A 21,903-nucleotide genomic window follows, 5' to 3' on the forward strand; every position below is an offset into this window, starting at 1 on the left:
CCAGACCGCTTCCTTCGGCGGCCTCCAGTCGTCTCTTGCTTGTCCCGCGAGCCGCCACGTTTGGAACAAGCAAGTGGCGCTTCTGCTCGCCGTCGCCGGCACAAAGCGTCACTGAGAGTGTTGCATTCCTGCAACGGATTTGGCATGTTTTCTGCAATCCCGAATTGTGCCTTTGCAGATTGGTCGGTCTCGTGTAAAGTCACCACACTCGCAATTCAAATCAGAGGAGGCGTGAAATGATATCTGTTCTCGTGATTATGCGCCTCTCTGGCGGGACGGCTGGCAGCACGACGATGTATCGCACATCTTGCTCGAGCCGATTTTGCTTCCAGGGTCTCTAAGCCCCGGATTTCTGCCGATTGGCGCTTTCCCATTTGACCTGACGTGACCGGCTGACGGAGCGATTGTTCGCATTTCCGCGTCCGCATCCGCGCGTCTTTTTTGATCTTCGAGAGGACCTGGCCGCGTTGTCGCGCCGGGACGGAAAAATCATGCGTGAAGCACAATTTTTGGTTGTTGATACCCTTGCCGCAACGGTCGATGACCTGTCCCGGAAATTCGGCATCTGGAAGACCGCGGGTGCGTTGATCCGGGCCGCCTGGAGACGTCGTCAAACAACGAACCGGACCGCCCATCTGTCAAACCGCATGCGCCGCGATATCGGTCTTCCGGAGAGCGGGGACACGCTCCTGGAAGCCAGATTTCCCCTTTGGGATGTCCGGCTTTAAGGTGCCTCGCTATGCAGGACGGCAAACCGTCGGAAGCAGAGGAAGGACGTCCCTGACGTCCTTCCTCTCGTTTCGTTGCTCGATGCGGATCTGGAACGGTCGCGGAAGAGGCGATCGTAACGAGATCAAGCCGCTCGCGAACGCTTTGCGGCTGCAACGGTCCGGCGTCATTGATCGTTCCCGACATGCAGCAGCCGGACCAACCTCCTGTCCAAGAACACGTTCACGGGATTTCCGCACTCACGCACACGTCATTTCGCCGCTCGGAACAGATCGGGAAGTGCGGCGTTTCTTCCGATCGGCGGAGATCTGCGATGTGGGCCTTGAGGGCGGCGATCGTTTTCATAGCGGCCGTATTTGTGGCTGCAGGTGTGTTCTTTCTGTTGGCGTGGCGTTCCGAGATCCCCGAGGACGCCGCTGCTGCGCAGGCGAGTTTTGCCCCGGATCTCGTCGCGAAGGGCGCGCAATTGGCGGCGCTTGGCAATTGCATCGCGTGCCACACCGTTCCCGGCAAACCCGCATTTTCGGGCGGCCTCGCCGTGCCGACCCCTTTTGGCACGATTTACTCCACCAACATCACCCCCGATCGCGAAACGGGCATTGGCGGCTGGAACGAGGCGGCCTTCCAGCGCGCCATGAACGAGGGCGTCGACCGGAACGGCAGCCACCTCTATCCAGCATTCCCCTACGACCATTTCACGCGCGTCTCGGAAGAGGACAATCGCGCCCTCTATGCCTTCCTGATGACGCGTGCCGCGGTAAAGGCTGAGGCTCCTGAGAACGACCTCCAGTTCCCGCTGACGTTCCGCCCCCTGCTTGCCGGCTGGAAGCTGCTCTTCTTCGACAGGGGCAAACTGGAACCGGACAGCGGCCAGAGCGAGGCGTGGACGCGCGGGCGCTATCTTGCCGAAGGGCTCGGCCACTGTGGCGCTTGCCACACGCCACGCAACGCCTTCGGCGCTGAAGATCGCGACCGGAACTTCGGCGGCGGCGAGGCGGAGGGCTGGCAGGCTTACGCGATCAACAAGGATTCCAAGGCCCCTATCCCGTGGGACGAGCAAAGCCTCGCCTTTTACCTGCGCAACGGCTGGCATGAATTCCACGGCGTTTCGCGCGGACCGATGGCCGAGGTGACGGGCAATCTCTCGGCCCTTCCGGATACCGATATCATGGCGATCGCCACCTATGTCAGGTCGATCATGGGCGATCCGACGCCCGAACGCGGGCAAAAGGCGGCGCAATTGCGTGAGCAGTTCGAAGGGGATCGCCTGGAGCAGACGGCCGATAGCCAGAGTTCGCTCGTGAGTACTTCCGGGGCCGGTTCCGGCGAAGCGATCTATATTGCCGCCTGTGCAAGTTGCCATGAAGGCCGCCAGCGCCAGCCCTTCGGCGGCCTGAACTTCGAACTCAGCACCGCCGTCAATGCGCCGAACCCGCAAAACATCGTCAACATCGTCCTGTTCGGCCTTCCGCCGGCGGACGGTGAGGCCAGCGCGGTGATGCCGGCCTTCCGACATCTGCTCAATGACCAACAGGTGGCCGACGTTCTCGCTTACATGCGCGAGCGCTTCTCCGAGGAGCCGGCATGGGCGGGCCTCGTGGAACTGGTCGCCAATACCCGTTCCGGCGCGCACAAGGTGACCGTCCGGCCGTCGGACGGCATTGAAAGGGCGCCGCACAATGTCGGTGCCGAGGAGGGATGATGAGCATATCGCTGACAGTAAACGGCAGCCCGCATCAGGTTGACGCCGATCCGTCGACGCCTCTCCTCTACGTCCTTCGCGACGACCTGGCCTTGAATGGTGCCAAATACGGCTGCGGGCTCGGCCAGTGCGGCTCCTGCACCGTGGTGGTGGATGGCGAGGCGGTGCTTTCCTGCATGGTGCCGATCATGCTGCTGGAAGGCCGCGAAATCACGACCATCGAAGGTTTAGGCACCATCGACGAGCCGGGACCGTTGCAGCAGGCGTTCATCGAGCTGCAGGCGGCGCAATGCGGTTACTGCATTCCGGGCATGATGATGAGTGCGCACGCGCTCTTGCGCCGCAATGCGCAGCCAAGCGACGAGGACATCCGCGAGGCGCTGGCAACGAACCTCTGTCGTTGCGGCACGCATATGCGGATTCTCGCCGCGATCAGACGGGCAGGCGAATTGATGAAGGCCGCCTCCTTGCCCGAGTCCGATGAAGGGAGGGCAGGTTGATGAGCATCCTCCAGGGCCAAATCACTCGCCGCAGCGTGATCGCCGGTACCGGCTGCCTCGTTGTCAGCTTTTCGCTTGGCCGCGCATTTGCCCAGGCGCCCGCGCCGCCGGCACCGCCGACGACGCCACCGGCACCACCCGCGTCCCTGCCGGGCAGTCTTGACGACGACCGCTTCCTCGATTCCTGGATCCGGATCGATCCCGACAATTCGATTACCGTCTTCACCGGCAAGGCAGAGCTCGGCCAAGGCATCCGCACAGCGCTTCTACAGGTTGCTGCCGAAGAGCTGGAGGTGGACCTCGCGGACATCGAGTTCATCACGGCCGACACGGGTCGCACGCCGAACGAAGGCTTCACGGCCGGCAGCCAGTCGATGCAAAACAGCGGTACCGCCATCAGAAACGCCGCAGCACAGGTGCGCGCGCTGCTTTTGGCGGAAGCCGCCAAGCGCTTCGGCATAGCGCCAGCGGAGCTCAAGGCCGAAAACAAATCCGTGCTGGCAAAAGACGGGAGAAGCGTCACCTATGGCGAACTTGTTTCCGGCCAGATGCTGCACGTGGAAGCGCAGCCGCAGTCGGCCTTGAAGCAGCCCGGTAGCTTCCGCGTGATGGGCAAACCGCTTCCTCGCGTCGATATCCCGGCGAAAGTGACGGGCCAGCCCGCCTATGTGCACGACCTGCGTCTGGATGGCATGCTGCATGCGCGCGTCGTGCGTCCCCCGAGCTCGGCAGCTACGTTGACGGAACTCGATCAAGGCGCAGCCGAGGGGATGCCCGGCGTCGTCTCCGTCGTGCGCGACGGCAATTTCCTTGCCGTTGTCGCCGAGAAGGAGTTTCAGGCGGTAAATGCCATGCGGACGTTGGCAGGGGCTGCGCGGTGGCAGGAAAGGGAGACGCTCCCCGATCAGACCGATCTGCCGGCGGAACTGCAGAGGCTCGAGCGCGAGGTGGGAACCGTCGCCGAAGCGGGTGTGCTCTCATCCAGCGGCAAGGTGTTCGAGGCGACCTACACGCGGCCCTATCAGATCCATGGCTCGATCGGCCCCTCCTGCGCCGTCGCGCAGATGAAGGCGGACGGGACATTGGACGTCTGGTCGCACACGCAAGGGGTCTTTCCCGATCGTGCGGCGATCGCCGAGATGCTCGCCATGCCGGAAGAAAAGGTCCATGTCATCCATATGGAAGGGTCGGGATGCTACGGCCACAATGGTGCCGACGACGCAGCTGCCGATGCCGCGCTCATCGCCACCAAGGTTCCCGGAAGACCGGTTCGGGTTCAGTGGATGCGCGAGCAGGAGCACAGCTGGGAACCCTACGGTCCCGCGATGCTCATGAAAGTCAGCGCAACACTCGACGATGAAGGCAAAATCGCGAGCTGGGCCTACGATCTTTGGAGCAATACCCACTCCACGCGCCCCGGCGGTGCCGGTGCGCTGCTCGCAGCGCGCCATAAGGCTCAAGCTTTCCAGCCGGAGCCGGCCGAGCTCAGAATCAGTCCCTCCGGCAACGGCGACCGAAACGCCAATCCGCTCTACACCATTTCGAACAAGCGTGTGCTTTGGCACTTCCTGCCCGACATGCCGCTGCGCGTCTCAGCGCTCCGGGCGCTAGGCGGCTATGCCAATGTCTTCGCGATCGAAAGCACGATCGACGAATTGGCACTGATGACCGAAGCCGATCCGGTCGAATTCCGGTTGCGGCACATGGAGGATCCGCGTGCGCGTGCCGTAATCGAACTGGCTGCAGAGCGCTTCGGCTGGGACAAGGCCCAGATGCCGAGGAATCGCGGACGTGGTTTCGGCTTCGCGCGCTACAAGAATCTGGCCGCTTACCTGGCGGTGGCGATGGAAGCGGAAGTCGAGCCGGAGACCGGCCGCGTTCGCGTGGTACGCGCCGTTTCCGCCATCGACAGCGGCGAGATCGTCAACCCGGACGGCATCCGCAACCAGACCGAAGGCGGGATCCTGCAATCCATCAGCTGGACGCTCTACGAGGCCGTGGCATTCGACAGGATGAGGATTACCAGCACCGACTGGTCGAGCTATCCGATTCTTCGTTTTGCAAGTGTCCCGGACAGCGTTGAGGTCCATATCGTCGAGCGCCCCGGGGAACCGTTCCTCGGTACCGGCGAGGCAGCCCAGGGACCTGCGGCCGCGGCTGTCGCCAATGCGATCAGGAACGCCACCGGCAAGCGTCTCTATGATTTGCCATTTACCAGAGAGCGACTACGAAACGCGGTCGGACGCGCTTGATCTACTGCCGTTTCCTTAAATCGTAGCCGATTAGCGTCCTTTGTGCGTCGAATAAGACGCGCGGCGCTGTAGGGGCCAGACCGAGCGGACTGCCCCAATCGCGTCCGCGTGCCGCCGCTTTGGACAATGATCTCGAACAACTGGTCGTTCAACCCGCTTGTGCGGAAACCTCGCGGCGCGGGTCCCCCTGCGGCCGGTGCCGTCTTACCGGCCCGAGGGAGGTAGGTCCTCTCCGAGCCGGCACTTGTTGCCTTTCCAGAACACGATGACAGTCAGGCCAAATACGGCGGAAAGATTGGTTGCGCCAAGGTCGCTGCAGTCAGGGCCTGCATCATGGGAAACTCTTCTCCTCTAACGGCGCGGAATAGAACTTCGTTTCTATAAATAACAAAAATTATAGATTTAGATGATGACATCTGAAGTGGCGCCGACGGAGGTCAAGATGCCGGATAAAAGAGTAGCCGGAATCTCGGGAAACATCACACGCCCGTCCAAAACCCGAGGGTTCGTCGATCATATCGTTCATCGGCTCGCGCTGAGCATCGGGGCTTCCGCACAGACATTCGACATCGAGGACTTCGGTCCCTCGCTTCCCAATGCGAGGCGGCTGGACGATCTCGCCCCAGAAGCACGATATCTCGTCAGCCAGGTCATCGAGGCTGACGTGCTGGTCGTCGGTTCACCGACTTTCAAAGGCAGCTACACCGGGCTCTTCAAGCACTGCTTCGACCTCTTCGATCCCACGTCGTTGCGCGGCAAGCCGATCATCATCGCGGCGACGGGCGGTGGCGAACGTCATTCGCTGATCGTGGAGCATCAGCTACGCCCTCTGTTCGGCTTCTTTGAAGCCCTTGCGATGCCGACGGCAATCTATGCGTCGGACAAGGACTTTGCGGACGGCGTTCTGCTCTCCGAAGCGATCCATGCGCGGGTAGGGCAGGCGGTCGACGAAGCGACGCGGGCCGTGGCGCGCTCCGATTGGCGGAGCATCGCTGCCTAGAGCCAGAACAGACATCGTGAAGCAGCCATCAACTCGTGGCCGATCGGCCAAATTCTCGGAGGGTTCAATGACCAGAAAGATCAAGCTCGGCGCCTTTCTGCCCGGTGGCGGCCAGCATGTCGCCGCCTGGAGACACCCGGAGGCTCCGGCAGACGGCGCGACAAGCTTCGAATTCCACAAGAAGCTTGCACAGACGGCTGAACGCGGCCTGTTCGACGCCTACTTCCTGGCGGACAATCTCTCCGTAGGACTAGGGGGGCGTGAAGGCGGGAACGCCAAGATCGCAGGGTTCGAACCCGTTACGCTCTTTGCTGCACTCGCGCCGCTCACGACGCATCTCGGCTTCATCGCGACCGCGTCAACCACCTACGAGGAGCCCTATACGCTCGCCCGCAAATTTGCGTCGCTCGACCTTCTTTCCGGCGGCCGGGCAGGGTGGAACGTGGTGACATCGGCGGGAGATGAGACGGCTCGCAATTTCAACAGGGAAACGCAGCCAAGCCATGCCGAGCGCTATGAGCGGGCGCACGAGCATGTCGAAACGGTCAAGGCGCTCTGGGACAGTTGGGAGGACGACGCCTTCATCCGCGACAAGGCGACCGGCCGCTTCTTCGACGCCGGACGCGTTCACGACATCAATCATCGGGGCAAGCATTTTTCGGTGAAAGGACCCCTGAACGTGCCGCGCCCGATACAGGGCCATCCGGTTGTCGTCCAAGCGGGACAATCGGAGGACGGACGCAGGCTTGCCGCCGCGACAGCGGAAGTGATCTTCACCGCGCACCAGAATCTGAGTTCCGCCCAGGAGTTCTACCGGGACATCAAGGCTCGCGTCCAACGGGCGGGACGCAACCCCGAGCACGTGCTGATCATGCCCGGGGTCGCGCCCTTTGTCGGCCGAACCGAAGAAGAAGCGCGCAGCAAGTACGATCGGCTCAATGCGCTGATCGTGCCTGAAGACGGCGTCGCTCTGCTTAACGGATTGACCGGCGGAACGCTCGATCTCACGGGATATCCGATCGACGGTCCGCTTCCCGTCAGCCAGGAGACGGAAGGCATGAAGAGCCGCCAGGCGTTGATCCGCAAGATCGCCGACGAGCACGGTTTCACGATCCGGCAGCTCTACCAGTGGATCGCGACGGCGGGAGGACATTACACCGGCGTCGGCAGCGTCGAGCAGGTGGCCGATCAGCTCGAGGAGTGGTTCCGCAACGACGCCGCTGACGGGTTCAACATTCTGCCGCCGTGGCTTCCCGGCGCGCTCGACGATTTTGTCGATCTGGTGATCCCCGAACTGCAGCGTCGCGGGCTGTTCCGAACCGCATACGAAGGCCGCACGCTTCGCGAAAACCTCGGCCTCCCCAGACCGGCAAACCCGTGGTCGCAATCTCGCGACACCGTCCAGGCCGCCGAATGAAACGCCAACGAGGAGGGCTCGCAGATGAGCTTGCAGGATGTCGATAGATCAATCCTCGGCGGCGCCGATGGCGCGAAGGCCGAAGAGTATTTTCAGCGGGCAGGCATAAAACTTCGCCACTGGCTGTCGCGGTACGGAGTTCTGCTCGCCTTCCTCGTCCTGTGGCAGGCTGCCAGCAGCAGCGGCTGGCTTAATCCCGCCGTTTTCCCGCCGATCGACGCGATCCTTTCTGCCATGTGGACAGGTGTCTTCGGCGGAGCCCTGCTCGACGATATCGCCATCAGCCTTCAGCGATCGGGCCTGGCGTTCGTCGCGGCCGTGGTTGTGGCGATACCGCTCGGGCTCTTCATGGGACAGGTACGCCCGATCGAAAACGCACTCGACCCGATCCTTCAGCTGTTCAGGCAGACATCGGCGCTCGCGCTCTATCCGGTGTTCATCCTGCTCCTCGGGCTTGGTGAGGCATCCAAGGTTTTCGTCATCTTCTGGGCGACATTGTTTCCGCTGCTTTTGAACACGATCAGCGGGGTCAAGGAAGTGGATTCGAAGCTGATCGAGATGGCGCGCGTCTACCGGGCGTCTCGGTCGACCGTGTTCCGGCGTGTCGTCCTGCCCGGAGCCATTCCCTCCATCTTCGTCGGCCTGCGATTGAGCGCCACGACCGCACTCCTGTTGCTGATCGCCTCCGAGATGATCGGCGCGAACAAGGGGGTCGGCTTCCAGGTCATGAACGCCCAGTACAACTTCCAGATACCCCTCATGTTCGCGGCGATCTTCATCCTCGCGGGGCTTGGGCTCATCGCCAACTACGCTCTTGTGTTCGCGCAGCGCCGGCTGTGCCGTTGGAGTGATGTTTCGATCTAATGCATGTCGCCGGAAAGTGTGCAGCGGTTTCGGGACAACGACATGCACGCAAACAAAGACCTAAAGCGCGTGCGACGCGCTTTAGCACTGCGCTTCGAGCTCACCTCTTCAACAAGGAAAGACGAACATATGACCATACGCTCCCTCGGTCTTGGCACCGTGCTTGCCATCGGCCTCTCCGGATATGCGGCAGCGCAGTCGCCCGATCAGGTGACCCTGCGCTACCTGGCGAGCCATGGCAGCCTATCAGCGCACGAGCTCGCGTCCGAGCTTGGCTATTTCGACGGCACGGGTATCAAGCTCGAGAACGTCGGCTATGCGAGCGGCGGCCCGGAGTCGCTCTTCGGGCTCGCATCCGGTAGTGTCGACATCGGGTCTGCAGCGACGTCGGCTGTTATCAACTCGATCGCCAGCGGCAACGATTTTGTCGCCGCCTATCCGACCAACGGCATCAACGAGCAGGTCAAGAGCATATTCTACGTGCTCGAGGACAGCCCGATCAAATCCATCGAGGATATCGCCGGCAAGACCATTGCGGTGAATACGCTCGGCGCCCACCTCGACTATGCGATACGGGAAGCGCTGCACAGCAAGGGCTTGCCGCAGAATGCCGCCAACCTCGTCACCGTGCCAGGTCCGCAGCTGGAGCAGACGTTGCGCTCGAAGCAGGTCGACATCGCGGCTGTCGGATATTGGCAGGCAACGTTCAACGGCCAGATCGTAGCCAATGGTGGCGTACGCGCGGTCTTCGATGATACCGACGTGCTTGGTGAGATTGCCGGCGGCTTTGCCGTTCTTCGCCGCGACTTTGTCGAGGAACACCCGGACGCGGCCAGGAATTTCGTCGAACAGTCCGCCCGCGCGGCCGACTGGTCGAGAGAGAACCCGGAAGAAGCACGGGCGCTGCTTGCAAAAATTCTCGAGAAACGCGGCGAGAACGGCGCACTGGCCAAGCACTGGACCGGCTTCGGGCTGCGGCCGGGCGCGCGCGCGACCGAAAGAGATCTCGATTTCTGGATCGGCGTTCTCGAGCGCGAGGGCAGCCTGCCCCAGGGCAAGTACAAGGCATCCGATCTTCTGCTCCAGACCAGCGCCAGCGCCGCGGCAAACTGAGGTCCAGTCATGGAATATGTCCAGACTTCGCGAAAGGGAGAGATTGCACTCCGCGATCTCTCGAAATCCTTCCAGATCAGCGGGCGCTCGCTCAGAGTTCTGAGAAACGTCAATCTGGATATCCGTTCCGGCGAATGCCTCGCAATCGTCGGGGCCAGCGGATCGGGCAAGACGACCTTGCTGCGCATTCTCGCGGGTCTCGAAGCCGCAGATGCGGGCAAGGTGCTCATCGGCAACGAGCCGATCACGGGCGTTGGGAACGAACGCGCCGTCATCTTCCAGGAGCCACGCCTGCTTCCCTGGCTGACGGTCCTCGAGAACGTCGCGTTCGGGCTGGAGGTCAGAGGTGGCGACGCCCGTCATGCCAAGGAACGAGCGCGCCATTACATCTCCCTGGTCGGATTGGCTGAATTCGCCGATGCCTACCCCAAGCAGCTCTCCGGCGGCATGGCGCAAAGGGTCGGCATCGCGCGGGCGCTGACGGTCCAGCCGGAAATCCTGCTGCTGGATGAGCCATTCGGCGCGCTCGATGCGATGACCAAGCTGACGATGCAGGAGGAACTGGAGCGAATATGGCGGGATGAGAACGTAACGATGGTTCTCGTCACGCACGACCTCGAGGAAGCGATCTACCTCGCAGATCGTGTCCTGGTTCTTCCCAAGAACAAGGACGGCCACCCGAAGACCATAGAGATCGATCTCGCCCGGCCACGCGATCGAAGCGAGACGCGCTTCGTCCAGTATCGCAAGGATTTGTTTCGTGAGTTCGGCCTGCACTGAGTGCGTGTTTCGCGCTGCCTATCGCCGGCTTAATGACGGAGACGAACAAAAGCGGACCTCAACGGCGCATCGTGAAAGCGCTGATGACTACGGATATTGCACGCCGTTCGTCGTCGTGTAGATCGAATAGAGCGACTGGGTTGCGGTTATAAAAAGGCGGTTCTTCTTCGGACCACCGAATGTGAGGTTTGATACCGTCTGCGGCACGAGGATCTTGCCAAGCAGCTTGCCATCCGGTGCGAAGCAATGAACCCCGTCGGCAGCGCTGCACCACAGATTTCCGTCGACGTCGAAGCGAAAGCCATCCGGGTTGCCGTTGTCGATGGAGCAGAAATAACGGCTGTTTATCAGTGTGCCATCATCGGCCACATCGAAAACGCGGATATGGCTTGGGACTTCATGGCTAGCCGATCCCGAGTCGGCGATATAGAGCTGCTTTTGGTCCGGGGAGAAGGCGAGGCCGTTCGGCTGGATGAAATCGGTGACTACGGCTTCGATGGCGCCGGACAGAGGGTCTATGCGATAGACGTTACGCGTCGCCTGTTCCGCCTCTGCCTTGTGGCCCTCATAGTCCGACATGATCCCGTAGGTCGGATCGGTGAACCAGATCGAACCGTCGGACCGCACCACGACATCATTTGGCGAGTTCAGCCGCTTGCCCTGGTAGCTGTCGGCGAGCACGGTGATGCGGCCGTCATATTCGGTACGCGTCACGCGCCGGCCGCCGTGTTCGCAGGAGATCAGCCGGCCCTGGCGGTCGCGGGTATTGCCGTTCACATAATTCGAGGGCGAGCGGAAGACGGAAGCGCCTCCCTCCGGCGTCCATCGCAGCATGCGTTCGTTCGGAATATCGCTCCAGATCAGGCAGTTCAGATCGGAAAACCAGACCGGTCCTTCCGCCCAGCGGCAGCCGCGATAAAGTTCTTCGAGCGCCGCGCTGCCGACGGTCAGGGCGCGGAAACGTTCGTCGCGAATGTCGTAAAGCGGATTGTCTACCAAGGCCCCGTCCTCCCGTGTGCTGCCTTCCCACTGCACGGATAAGAACATGCAGCAATTCAAATGGCTACAGCGACCTTTACGCGTTCGACAAGATGCGCGACCCTGCCATCCGCTCCTAGCCTCATGCGCCAGCGGGCGCCGGCTTTGGTCCTTCGATCCCGAGCAATTGCCGAAGCGGAACGGAAGGACGAAGCAGATCGGCCAAGGTGTAGCCGTCAAGGACGTCGAGGAACGCCGCGGCGGCCGCGGCAAGGGCGCGCTTCAGCACGCAGGCGGGCTGAACGGCACAAACGATACCGGCACCCGCTTCGAGGCAAGGGACGACCGCAAAGTCGGGTTCGCAGGCCCTGACGATATCGCCGACGCTGATCTCGGAAGAGGCGCGGCCAAGCTGCATGCCGCCGTGGCGTCCACGCACCGTGCGGACGAGGCCCTTCTGGCCGAGCTCGTGTGTAATCTTCATGAGGTGGGCGCGAGAGATGTCGTAGGCTTCCGCGATCTCCGCGATCGTCGAAAGGCGGCCATCGTTCAGCCCGAGATACATCATCAGGCGAAGCGCATAGTCAGAATAGACTGTTAGCCGCATATTGGGGGGTCCAAGTTCGAAGAGCGATTACGGTCTAAAGATATCTCGTTCGTCCATTATTTAAATGCAAATCTGGAAGAACAAGGAAGATTCCCCGGTCACCGAGGGAATAGCCGGAGCGCGATCGATGCGCTCCGGAAAACCTGCGGCGACTGAAAACGCTACAGCGGCCTTTGTGCGTCTGAAACGCATCGTTGCAGCAGACGGGTTGGCGGGAGAGAGCGCCTATGCGGCCAGCTGGTCGGCCGGCCCGAAGAACTCGTAATGAATTCTGTCGTTCGGCACGCCGGATTTCGCAAGACCGTTGACGAAGGTCGCCAGAAACGGCTTCGGACCGCAGATGTAGTAGTCCGCTTCTTTGATCGGCGTGTTGGTGGCAAGCCAGTCCAGGGTGATGAAGCCGTCATGGTCGTAGTGCACGCCCTTTTGGTCCCCTGTCCCAGGCGACTGATAGAAGACCGCCGACGTGATGTGCGGTTGCTTTGCCGTCAGGGCACGAACGTGCTTGGCCATGGCGTGCACGCGTCCATCCTGCGCGCCGTGGATATAATGGACCGGCCGTCGGTTGCCGTTCGCGGCAATAGCCTCGAGCATGGCCACCATGGGCGTCAACCCGACCCCGCCCGAGAGCAGAACGACCGGTCTTTCCTGTTCCTCGGCGAGGTAGAAATCACCCGTCGGCGGAGCGACGTCCAGGACGGATCCGACCTGCAAGTCGTCGTGCAGGAGGTTGGAGATCAGGCCGTGGGGCTCGCGTTTTACGGAAATACGGTAGCTCTCGCCATTTGGCGCGGATGAGATGCTGTAGTTGCGGCGCTGCAACGGCAGGCCCCCAACGGCGACACGAAAGGTCAGATACTGACCCGGCCGGTGACGGATGACCGGGCCAGCGTCTACCGGACGCAGGATGAATGAGGTGATGATATCGCTTTCGGGGATCTTGGCGTCGATACGAAAGCGGCGCCATCCGGTCCAGCCGCCAACCGAAGAATGAAGATCGCCATAGATCTGTTCCTCGCGGCCGATGAGAATGTGGGCGAGAAACCAGAAGGCTTCGCCCCAGGCCGTCAGCACGTCATCGGTTGCGGCGTCCGCGAGGACTTCCTTGATCGCACCGAGCAGCGCGGTTGCGACATGCGGATAGTGGTCCGGCCGAATGTTCAACCCGACATGCTTCTGGGCGATGCGCTCGACTGCCCCGGCAAGCACGTCAAGATTGTCGATATTCTGCGCGTAGGCAAGGATCGCATGCGCCAATGCCTTGGTCTGCCGCCCTTCTTCGCCCTGATTGGACTGGTTGAAGAGTTCCCGCACTTCGGGATCCTGAAAGAGGCGTTTGTACATTGCCGCCGTTATTGCCGTGCCATGGGCCGCAAGCGCAGGCACTGTCGCGCGGATAATTGCCTTGGTGGTTTCGCTCAAGGGCTTCGACATCATGTCTCCATTCTTTGTGCGATGGTCGATGTCGAAGCGATTAGGCGATTAAAGATTCATAAGCAATATATCTTTTGGCATGTGATAACACCTGCGCGGTTCTGTCACGGGCCCGCGGCCATCAGGTGCTGCGGCCCGGCGTCGGGCGCAGCAAGCGGCCGGCATGTCAGGTTGGCGTCGAGCCCATCACCAAACCTTCGATGTCGTGTTTCTGGGTGACCGGGATCAGCTCGTCGACGACCCTGCAGACCAGATGTTTCTTCACCATCTCTGGCAGGGTGTCGTAATAATCCCTCGTCACCATCATGTCGTGCAATTCGGCGTGGCCCGCGCCGGGCGCGTCGGCGCCGAGAACCAGGACGGGGCGGGCGATCGGCGAGCCGTGCTCCGTCCCCCGATGGATGGTGAGCGCGGAGCGGCATGAAATATCGCCGAGCTGCGGGTACTTGCGGGTCGCGAGCTTCTGAAACTCCGGCCATACCTCCTTGGGCGGAAACATTTCATGCTTCCATTCCCGACCGTCGAGCCATTGGGTTCCAGGTGCGATCTCGAACGGCCCCATGTCCTCGGTGACGTCCACGCCCGTCAGGTTGAAGGCAAGCGAGGTGATGCAGCGCTCGACATAGGTCTCCGACGGGGAGGGGAAGTCGCGATGCCACGGTTGGTATTTGGCGCCCTGAAAAGGCACGTCGAAACCGATTTCGACGATCTGGTAATCGGGTCCGAGGGCCGCCTCGCACATGTCTACGACCCAGGGATGGGTGACGAGATCGACGAAGCCGGAAAAGTCCTGCGGATGGATCTCTACATACCAGCGGCGAGGCCCTCGGCCGACGGCGCCGCCCGGCCGCTGAATGGCCGACCAGAAAGCGGTCATCATATCCTCGCGCATGGCCTCCGCCCATTCGCGCGAGAAGGCGCCCTTCAGCCCGGTAATACCGTCCCGTTGCAAAGCTTCGACGCAAGCGGCGAGATCATAGTCCAGTCGGGCTTCGCGTGTTGCGGTCGTATTCATCCTATCTCCTCTTGGTTTTCGTGCTGCTTGGGACGCGTCACCCAGCTGATGCCGGTGCCGCCGCTCAAACGCTCTCCTCACCCGTGCGACGCGACATCAGCCGCGCCTGAAGGACGACGACGATGAGCAGGAAGCCGCCCCGGATGACGGACTGCCAATAGGCGGAGAGCGAAATCCACCCGAGGCCGTTCTCGAAATTCAGGATGTTGAACACCATCGCGAGCAGCAAGGCACCCGCCAACGTTGCCCCGACGGAGCCGGAGCCGCCGGTCAGAAGCGTGCCGCCGACCACCACGGAGGCGATCGCGAAGAGTTCCCAGCCGACGCCCTCGGTTGGTTGCCCGGCGCCGAACTGCGAGGCGAGGATGACGCCTGCGAGCCCCGCAAGCGCGCCGGAGCCGAGATAGACGGCGGCCAGCGTTCGCCTGACTTTGAGGCCCATCAGCGCGGCTGTGGCTTCGCCGTCGCCGATCGCAAGCACGTGGCGGCCGATGGGCAGACGCTCCAGCACCAGCCAGCCCGCGATATAAGCGAGAAGGGCGATCCAGGCCGGAATGGGAAAGCCGAGGAAATCGTCCTGGCCGATCGCCGTGAAGCCGCTGTCGTAGGAAACTGAGACCGACTGGTTTCCGGCAAGCAGCAAGCCGGTGCCATAGGCTGCGAGCATGGTTGCGAGTGTCGCGATAAAGGGCTGGATGCGCATGACCGTTACGATGAAGCCGTTCAGCGCGCCGACCGCGAGGCCGGCTGCAATACCGCCGAAGAGACCTGCCGCCCAGTGATAGGGCGACAGAAGCGCGGCGATGACGCTCGCCATGGCCGCCGTGCCGCCGACGGATAGATCGATGCCGCCGGTCATGATGACGAAGGCCATGCCGAGCGCGATCAGGGCAAACATCGAATTGTAACGCAGGAAGCTCAATATGTTGTATTGAGACAGGAAATTGTCGTAGCGCAGCGCTCCGAACAGGATCAGTCCGAACAGCGCCAGGATGACGCCGAGACGGGCCATGTCGCCGGAGGATCTGGGCGCTAGAGCCTTGAGGAATGCGTCCATCGACATTTCTCCTTCACGACTCGCCTCCTTCATGACTTGCCGGCGCGCTGCTGAATGAACACCGCGAGCACGATCAGGGCTGCTTTGACGATCAGCGCGGCGGCGTCCGGCACGCCGTTGGCAAGCAGGGTGTAGCGCACCAGCTGGATCACCAGGGCACCGACCACCGTACCGATGACATTCGCTCGGCCGCCGGTCAGCAGAGTGCCGCCGACGGCGACCGCGGCGATCGCGTCGAGTTCCATGCCGAGGCCGACGAGGTTCGCGTCACTCGCGGAATTGCGTGCGACGACGATCAGCCCGGCCACCCCGGCAAGCGCGCCGCTGATCATGTAGACGATGAGCTTGACGCGCGGGACGGGCATGCCGGTCAGCCGGGCTGCCTTCTCGTTGCCGCCGACCGCGATGATCTGCCGCCCGAAAACCGTATAGCGGATCGCGGCCCAGGCGATCGCCGCGATCACCGCCATGAGGATCACCTGCGCAGGAATGCCGGCGACGCGTCCCATCGCGATGAACTGGAAGCCTTCGTTCCTGAAAACCTGCAGGTTGCCGTTGGTCATCACCTGGGCGATGCCGCGGCCGGCGATAAAGAGCACGAGGGTCGCGATGATCGGCTGGATTGCGAAACGGGTCACCAGGAAACCATTGAAGAGACCAAGCAGCCCCGCGACGACGACCGGCAGAACCAGCGCGAGCGCCACGGCGACCGGCATGTTCGATATCGGAAAGAGCGTTCCCATGAAAATCATCGGCGCGAGCGCACCGGCGATTGCCATCAGGGAGCCGACGGAGAGGTCGATGCCGCCGGTGGCGATCACCAATGTCATGCCGGTGGCGACGATCACGATGGTCGCAACCTGGGTGAGATTGACGTTGAGCGTCTGCAGCGACAGGAAGTTCGGAGTGAAGACGACGTTGAAAAGGATCAGTGCCAGGAAGGCGGCGAATGTGCCGTAACGTCCGGCGAGTGTGAAGAAACGTTTGCCGGAAGGAACCGTGTCTGCGGCAGCCTGTGTCTCGATCGTCGTCATGCTATTCCACCTGGTGCGCCATGGCGGCAAAGAGCGCCGCCTCGCTTAGGTCCTTGCGCGGCAGTACGGCGACCGATGTCCCGTCGCTGAGAACGGTGACCTGGTCGGCCGCGGCCAGCAGTTCCTCGAGTTCGGAGGAAATCATCAGCACGCCGAGGCCTTCGTCGGCGAGCCGGCGCAAGAGGCGGAGGATTTCCGATTTCGCGCCGATGTCGATGCCGCGGGTCGGTTCGTCGACGATCAGCAGCTTCGGGTCGGTGCAGAGCCATCGGCCAAGCAGGACCTTCTGCTGGTTGCCTCCAGAGAGTTCCTTGATCGGTTGGTCCGGCGAGGCGCACTTGATCCCGAGCGCAGTGATGTAGCGTTCTACGATTTCATCCTGGCGCGCACGATCGATGATGCCGGCACGGCTCAGCTTCGGCAAAAGCGCGAGCGTCATGTTTTCGCGGATGCTCATGTCGGGGATGATGCCGTCGACCTTCCGATCCTCGGCGACGAACCCGATGCCGTCGGCGATGGCGTCCGCGGGCTGGCGATAGGAGCGCGTTTGGCCGTTGTAGCAGATTTCGCCGCGTTCCAGGCGGTCGGCGCCGAAGATCAGGTTGGCGGTTTCGGTGCGGCCGGAGCCGAGCAGGCCGGCAAGTCCCGAGATCTCGCCTTCGCGAACCGAAAGACTGACGTCCCGGACACGGACGCCGGAACCTGCATTCTGCACCGACAGCCGCACCGGCTTCCGCGTGCCTTCGTCTGCATCCTTGGCGATCGCTTCGAAGGCTGCAAGTTCCTTCCCTAGCATGTGCCGCACCAGTGCAAGCTTGGGCATGTCCGCCATCGCGCTCGTGGCGACGGTCTTGCCGTCCCGCATGATCGTGACCCGGTCGCAAATCCGGTAGAGCTCGTCGAGGCGATGGCCGATGAAGATGACCGAGACGCCGCCCCGTTTCAGCGTTCGGATCGTATCAAAGAGAATGGCCACTTCGCGTTCATCGAGAGACGAGGTCGGCTCGTCCATGATCACCAGCCGCGCCCTTTGTGTGACGGCGCGCGCGATCGCCACCATTTGCCGGGTGGCTGCGCTGAAGCGCGCGACGGATGCGTCGACATCGATCTCCAGATTGAAGTTCCGCAGCACCGCAGCGGCACCCTCGCGCATCGTGCGGCGATCGATCAAGCCGAAGCGCCGCGGCTCGCGCGACAGATAGATATTCTCTGCAACGGATCGCTGCGGGGCGAGATTGATCTCCTGGTAAATCGTCGCGATGCCCCGGGCCTGGCTTTCCGCTGGCATGGAGAAGGCGACCTCATCTCCGGCAAAGACGATCGTCCCCTCATCGCGCCGGTAGGCGCCGGTGAGTATCTTGATCAGTGTCGACTTGCCTGCGCCGTTCTGCCCGACAAGCGCCATCACCTCGGCTTCGCCCACCTCAAGAGAGGCCGAGCGCAGCGCGGGAATGCCGTTGAACGACTTGGAAATGCCCTGCATGGACAGAAGCATAAGTCCCTCCGGATGCCGATCTGTCTTCTGCCGCGGACCGCCGATGATTGCGCCTGGGCATCGCTGATTGTACCACGCCTAGAGCGCCGCGCGCCCGAATAGACTCGCAAAGGTCGCTGCAGCAGCTCGCCACCGGCCGGAGCGGCGTTGCCGCGCCGGCCTGGGAAGGCGGATGTCAGTAAGCGTTGGCGAGTTCGGCAGCCGCGTTGGACGAGTCGTAGAACTTGTCCTCGTTTATGACCCAGGGATCGATCTTCTCACCCTTGGCATAGCGCAGCATCGTCTCGAAGGCCCTGGGCCCGAAGCGCGGATTGCACTCGACGACCGCAGCGATCTTCCCATCGATTACAGCCTGAACCGCTTCCTTGCCGCCGTCGATCGACAAGACCAGCACGTCCTTGCCCGGGACCTTGCCCGCCGCTTCGATTGCGGCAATCGCACCTATCGCCATTTCGTCGTTGTGCGCATAGACGATGTCGGCATCCGGATGTGCCTGCAGCAGGGCTTCGGCGACCTGCCTGCCCTTGTCGCGTGCGAAATCGCCTGTCTGCGAGGCAACGATCTCGAAGCCGCCTGCCGCCTTGATCGCTTCGTCGAAGCCTTTCTTGCGGTCATTGGCGGGCGACGAGCCGGTCGTGCCTTCAAGCTCGATGATCTTCGACTTGCCGTTGGCATTCTTCACCAGCCACTCGGCGACGCGCTTGCCTTCCTCGATGAAATCCGAGCCGATGAAGGTGACGTAATCCTCACCGGCCTTGGCAAGCGACGGGTCGACGCTGCGGTCGAGCAGAATGACGGGGATGCCAGCCTTCTTGGCGGCCATGACGGCCGGGATCAACGGCTTTTCTTCGCGCGGCGCCAGGAAAATCAGGTCGACGCCCTGGGCGATCATCGAGTTGACGTCGGCGACCTGCTTGGCGGCGGATCCGGCGGCATCGGTGTAGACGAGCTGATGGCCGAGCTTCTCGGCCTCCGCTTTCATGCTGTTGGTCTGGGCGATGCGCCAGGGATTGTTGGACTCCGTTTGTGCGAAGCCGACCTTATAGGTTTCCTTCTGTGCGAGTTTGGGCAGCTCAGCGAAGGCGACCGTGCCGGCGACGGCGATTGCGCCGGCCGCCGTGGCGGCAAGCATGAAGGCGCGACGTGAGATCCTGTTCATCGTGTTCTCTCCTCCCGGTTTGCCGGTACTCCTCTACCGGATGCGAGCACTTTGTGCTTCACATGGGCAAACCTTGCGCTAATAATATTAGCAGTCAAGGCTAAAGTTATTAGCACTTGCAAAAATCAATGCGGCGCTGCAGCGCCGACAGGGGGCCGAAATGGCGAAGGGCAACGGACGCAACGCGTCGCCGAAAGAAACGAGCGGCGGCCGGCCGACTATGACGGACGTGGCGCGCATCGCGGGCGTGTCGCAATCGAGCGTATCCCTCGTGCTGAACGAAATGTCCGGTGCCCGCATCTCGGCAGAAACGAGAACCCGCGTGCGCGAAGCCGCGCAGAAGATCGGCTACCGATTGCCGAACACACGTCAGGACCTCGCCCGGGCACCGGCGATCGAGAAGGACACGATCGCCTTCATTGTCGACGAGATATCGACCAGCCCGCATCCGGTCGTCAGCCTTGACGGCATTCGCGACTATGCCTTCGAGCAGGGGCTGCTCGTCTCTGCCCATGCGACCCGCTCCAACCCCGATCTTGAAAGCGCGGTGCTGCGCGCCGTCTTGCGCGATCCGGCAATCGCCGGCGTCATCTACGCGACCATCTTCACCCGCCGGGTGAGCGTCCCGCGCGAACTGGCGGATATTCCGACGGTGCTGTTGAATTGTTATGCCGAGCCGCGCCAGCATATGGCGATCGTGCCGGGAGAGGTCGCCGGCGGCTTCGCCGCAACCGCGCATCTGACGTCCCTCGGCCATCGACGCATCGGCTTTATCAACGGCGAGCCGTGGATGGACGCGGCGATCGACCGCCTCAAAGGCTACAAGCAGGCGCTCGCCACCGCCGACATCGCCTTCGACGAGACATTGGTGCGCGATGGCGACTGGCTGCCATTGCGCGGCTACGAGGCAGGCCTCGACCTGCTTGCGATGGACAATCCGCCAACCGCGATCTTCTGCGGCAACGACCTGATGGCGATCGGAGTGCTCGAAGCAGCCTCGGAGCGCGGGCTGCGCGTGCCGGAGGACCTGTCGGTGATGGGCTATGACGATCAGGAACTCGCGCGCTACACCCATCCGCCGCTTTCGACACTGGTGCTGCCGAACTACGAAATGGGCCAGAAGGCGGCTGAGATCCTGATCGACATGGCGATCCACGGTAAGAGGCCGCGCCCGATGACGATCAAGGTCGACGGGCCGTTGGTCCAGCGGGGAACGACCGCGACGATCTCCGGCGTGGCTGCGCTGCGTCGGTCACGATGATGGCTGTCGGCGGCCGTTCCTCAATTGACTACAGTGAGCGCTGGTGCTTTTCCGCGCGGGCATCCCGCATGCCGTCAACCGATCAACTGGGAGCCGAGGAAGATGAGGCCGCCAGCCAGGGCGCCCACGATCGTACCGTTCATGCGGATGTACTGGAGATCGCTGCCGACGACCGGTTCCAGGCGCTCGACGAGCGTCGGGCTGTCCCAGCTTCTGACCACCTCTGCCACGAACGTGCCAATCTCATGACGCCAGGAGACGAGGTAGACCGCAAGTTCCTCCAGAAACGCATCGATATGTCTCAACATCGCCTTGTCGTTCGCAAGGGTCCTGCCGATGAGCATGCAGATTTTCTCAACGGCTGCGCGTGCTTTTGAGTTTGGCTGCGACAGATCCTCAAGCGTCACCCGTGATGTTTCGCGCCACACCGCCGCAACCCATGCCTTAACATCCGGATGCTCGAGGATACGATTCTTGAAAGCGTTGATTTGCTTGCGCTGCTCCGCGGAGTTGAGGAGCTCATCGATCAACCCGGCGAGTGCCTGGCGAAATTTCAGCCGGACCTCGCTCTCCGGCTCCCGCAAATCGTTGAGGAGATCGGCACAACCGGTGATGATTGCGTCGGCAATTTTTCGGTTAATGGTCCGCGGTATCCACCAGCGACTGCGTTGTTGAACGAGGGAATAGATCTGGTTGCGGTTCTCTTCCAACCATCGGGCGGCAACACCAAGGGTGCGCTCGAACAGGACATCCGCCTCGCCGCTTTCGGTAATCATGTGAATCGCGCGTCCTATCACCGGCGCGATGTCGGCTTGCCGAATCTGCTTGCCCAGGGTCCGGCGGACGAACTCGCGCAGATCGTGGCTGTCCAGTGAGCGAACGAGATATGGCATCGCGGCGACGACAGCATTGGCGATAACCGGTGCAGTCGCCGGGGCCGAGAGCCAGGTCGCAAAACGCTGCGCGGCGTGAGCGTTCCGCAACTTCTTTATCAGCACCTCCTGGGTAAAGAAGTGACGTTCGATGAAACGGCCCAGGGTCTGTCCGATGCGATCCTTGCTCTTAGGCACAATAGCCGTGTGCGGAATGGGGAGGCCCAGCGGGTGCCGAAAGAGCGCGGTCACTGCGAACCAGTCGGCAAGACCGCCTACGATTCCGGCTTCGCTCGTTGCGCGCAGCAGTCCGATCGAGAAGCCGGGATCGGCGATGAAGTGTGTTCCAACGAAGACGGCGCCCATGCCGATGAGAAGGGATGTCGCCAGGGCGCGATTGCGTTTCAGCCGACGTCGCAGGGCATCTTCGGCACGGAGCGGCGGAATAGTGCCGGGAGAGGAGGATGGGGTTGGGGTGTCAAGTGATCGAATACGATCAGGGGCCATGGCTCAACCTCTTTTGCATTGACGCGTCTTTTGGGTCGTCGCGGGGAAAATCTTTCAACGCTCGACGACCGCCCAATCAAAAAGCATGGCAAGAGCTGCTATGATGCATGTTGTTCGGGCGGGCGCT

Annotated in this window: 19 protein-coding genes; 10 read left to right on the forward strand and 9 right to left on the reverse strand. The window is 62.1% G+C overall.

The genetic code is table 11. The annotated features are described in order from the left end of the window. Positions 1–491 precede the first annotated feature (491 nt). The 9 genes from QN224_RS10145 to QN224_RS10185 all read left to right on the forward strand — a co-directional run bounded on the left by QN224_RS10145 (position 492) and on the right by QN224_RS10185 (position 10,357). Positions 492–728: a DUF1127 domain-containing protein gene (locus tag QN224_RS10145; RefSeq protein ID WP_283976923.1), complete on the forward strand. Its 237-nt coding sequence runs from the start codon at positions 492–494 to the stop codon at positions 726–728. A gap of 314 nt (positions 729–1,042) precedes the next feature. Continuing rightward, positions 1,043–2,431, forward strand: coding sequence for a cytochrome c (locus tag QN224_RS10150; RefSeq protein WP_283976537.1), 1,389 nt, complete (start codon positions 1,043–1,045; stop codon positions 2,429–2,431). Next, entirely contained in the window at positions 2,431–2,931 is a 501-nt protein-coding gene (locus tag QN224_RS10155) for a (2Fe-2S)-binding protein (RefSeq protein ID WP_173512046.1), read from the forward strand. The genes QN224_RS10150 and QN224_RS10155 overlap by 1 nt, the downstream gene beginning before the upstream one ends. Continuing rightward, positions 2,931–5,183 (forward strand): xanthine dehydrogenase family protein molybdopterin-binding subunit, encoded by a 2,253-nt coding sequence (locus tag QN224_RS10160; protein WP_283976538.1) that lies wholly within the window; start codon positions 2,931–2,933, stop codon positions 5,181–5,183. Before QN224_RS10155 ends, QN224_RS10160 begins: the two co-directional genes overlap by 1 nt. A gap of 442 nt (positions 5,184–5,625) precedes the next feature. Next, positions 5,626–6,183 (forward strand): FMN reductase, encoded by a 558-nt coding sequence (gene msuE, locus QN224_RS10165; RefSeq protein WP_283976539.1) that lies wholly within the window; start codon positions 5,626–5,628, stop codon positions 6,181–6,183. 67 nt (positions 6,184–6,250) lie between these two features. Beyond that, positions 6,251–7,600, forward strand: coding sequence for an LLM class flavin-dependent oxidoreductase (locus tag QN224_RS10170; RefSeq protein ID WP_283976540.1), 1,350 nt, complete (start codon positions 6,251–6,253; stop codon positions 7,598–7,600). Between the two features lie 24 nt (positions 7,601–7,624). Beyond that, positions 7,625–8,464 carry an ABC transporter permease gene (locus QN224_RS10175; RefSeq protein ID WP_283976541.1) on the forward strand — a complete coding sequence of 280 codons (840 nt, stop codon included), beginning with the start codon at positions 7,625–7,627 and terminating at the stop codon, positions 8,462–8,464. Between the two features lie 129 nt (positions 8,465–8,593). Next, complete coding sequence (locus QN224_RS10180) at positions 8,594–9,577, forward strand: ABC transporter substrate-binding protein (RefSeq protein WP_283976542.1); 984 nt, start codon at positions 8,594–8,596, stop codon at positions 9,575–9,577. A 9-nt stretch (positions 9,578–9,586) separates the two neighbouring features. Beyond that, positions 9,587–10,357: an ABC transporter ATP-binding protein gene (locus tag QN224_RS10185; RefSeq protein ID WP_283976543.1), complete on the forward strand. Its 771-nt coding sequence runs from the start codon at positions 9,587–9,589 to the stop codon at positions 10,355–10,357. Between the two features lie 87 nt (positions 10,358–10,444). Here QN224_RS10185 and QN224_RS10190 read toward each other — a convergent pair whose 3' ends face one another. The 8 genes from QN224_RS10190 to QN224_RS10225 all read right to left on the reverse strand — a co-directional run bounded on the left by QN224_RS10190 (position 10,445) and on the right by QN224_RS10225 (position 19,136). Then, a complete protein-coding gene (locus tag QN224_RS10190) occupies positions 10,445–11,356 on the reverse strand; it encodes an SMP-30/gluconolactonase/LRE family protein (protein ID WP_283976544.1) in 912 nt (303 codons plus the stop codon). Between the two features lie 121 nt (positions 11,357–11,477). Further along, entirely contained in the window at positions 11,478–11,942 is a 465-nt protein-coding gene (locus QN224_RS10195; RefSeq protein ID WP_283976545.1) for an Rrf2 family transcriptional regulator, read from the reverse strand. Positions 11,943–12,167: 225 nt separating this feature from the next. After that, positions 12,168–13,376: an NO-inducible flavohemoprotein gene (hmpA, locus tag QN224_RS10200; RefSeq protein WP_283976546.1), complete on the reverse strand. Its 1,209-nt coding sequence runs from the start codon at positions 13,374–13,376 to the stop codon at positions 12,168–12,170. Positions 13,377–13,542: 166 nt separating this feature from the next. Further along, the gene (locus QN224_RS10205; protein WP_283976547.1) at positions 13,543–14,391 is read right to left on the reverse strand and encodes a phytanoyl-CoA dioxygenase family protein; all 849 of its coding nucleotides are present in this window, start codon (positions 14,389–14,391) and stop codon (positions 13,543–13,545) included. Between the two features lie 64 nt (positions 14,392–14,455). After that, a complete protein-coding gene (locus tag QN224_RS10210) occupies positions 14,456–15,448 on the reverse strand; it encodes an ABC transporter permease (RefSeq protein ID WP_283976548.1) in 993 nt (330 codons plus the stop codon). Positions 15,449–15,477: 29 nt separating this feature from the next. Then, positions 15,478–16,482 (reverse strand): ABC transporter permease, encoded by a 1,005-nt coding sequence (locus QN224_RS10215; RefSeq protein WP_283976549.1) that lies wholly within the window; start codon positions 16,480–16,482, stop codon positions 15,478–15,480. Position 16,483: 1 nt separating this feature from the next. Next, a complete protein-coding gene (locus QN224_RS10220; protein WP_283976550.1) occupies positions 16,484–17,977 on the reverse strand; it encodes a sugar ABC transporter ATP-binding protein in 1,494 nt (497 codons plus the stop codon). Positions 17,978–18,152: 175 nt separating this feature from the next. Beyond that, positions 18,153–19,136 carry an ABC transporter substrate-binding protein gene (locus QN224_RS10225; RefSeq protein ID WP_283976551.1) on the reverse strand — a complete coding sequence of 328 codons (984 nt, stop codon included), beginning with the start codon at positions 19,134–19,136 and terminating at the stop codon, positions 18,153–18,155. Positions 19,137–19,296: 160 nt separating this feature from the next. On the opposite strand from QN224_RS10225, the gene QN224_RS10230 reads away from it, so the two are divergent. Further along, positions 19,297–20,397, forward strand: coding sequence for a LacI family DNA-binding transcriptional regulator (locus tag QN224_RS10230; RefSeq protein ID WP_283976552.1), 1,101 nt, complete (start codon positions 19,297–19,299; stop codon positions 20,395–20,397). A gap of 74 nt (positions 20,398–20,471) precedes the next feature. Here the strand turns inward: QN224_RS10230 and QN224_RS10235 are convergent, their stop codons facing one another. Further along, a complete protein-coding gene (locus tag QN224_RS10235; protein ID WP_283976553.1) occupies positions 20,472–21,635 on the reverse strand; it encodes a DUF445 domain-containing protein in 1,164 nt (387 codons plus the stop codon). Positions 21,636–21,903 lie beyond the last annotated feature (268 nt).

Origin of the sequence: Sinorhizobium sp. 7-81 (assembly GCF_030124405.1) — a bacterium.
GTDB classification, from domain to species: Bacteria; Pseudomonadota; Alphaproteobacteria; order Rhizobiales; family Rhizobiaceae; genus Sinorhizobium; species Sinorhizobium psoraleae.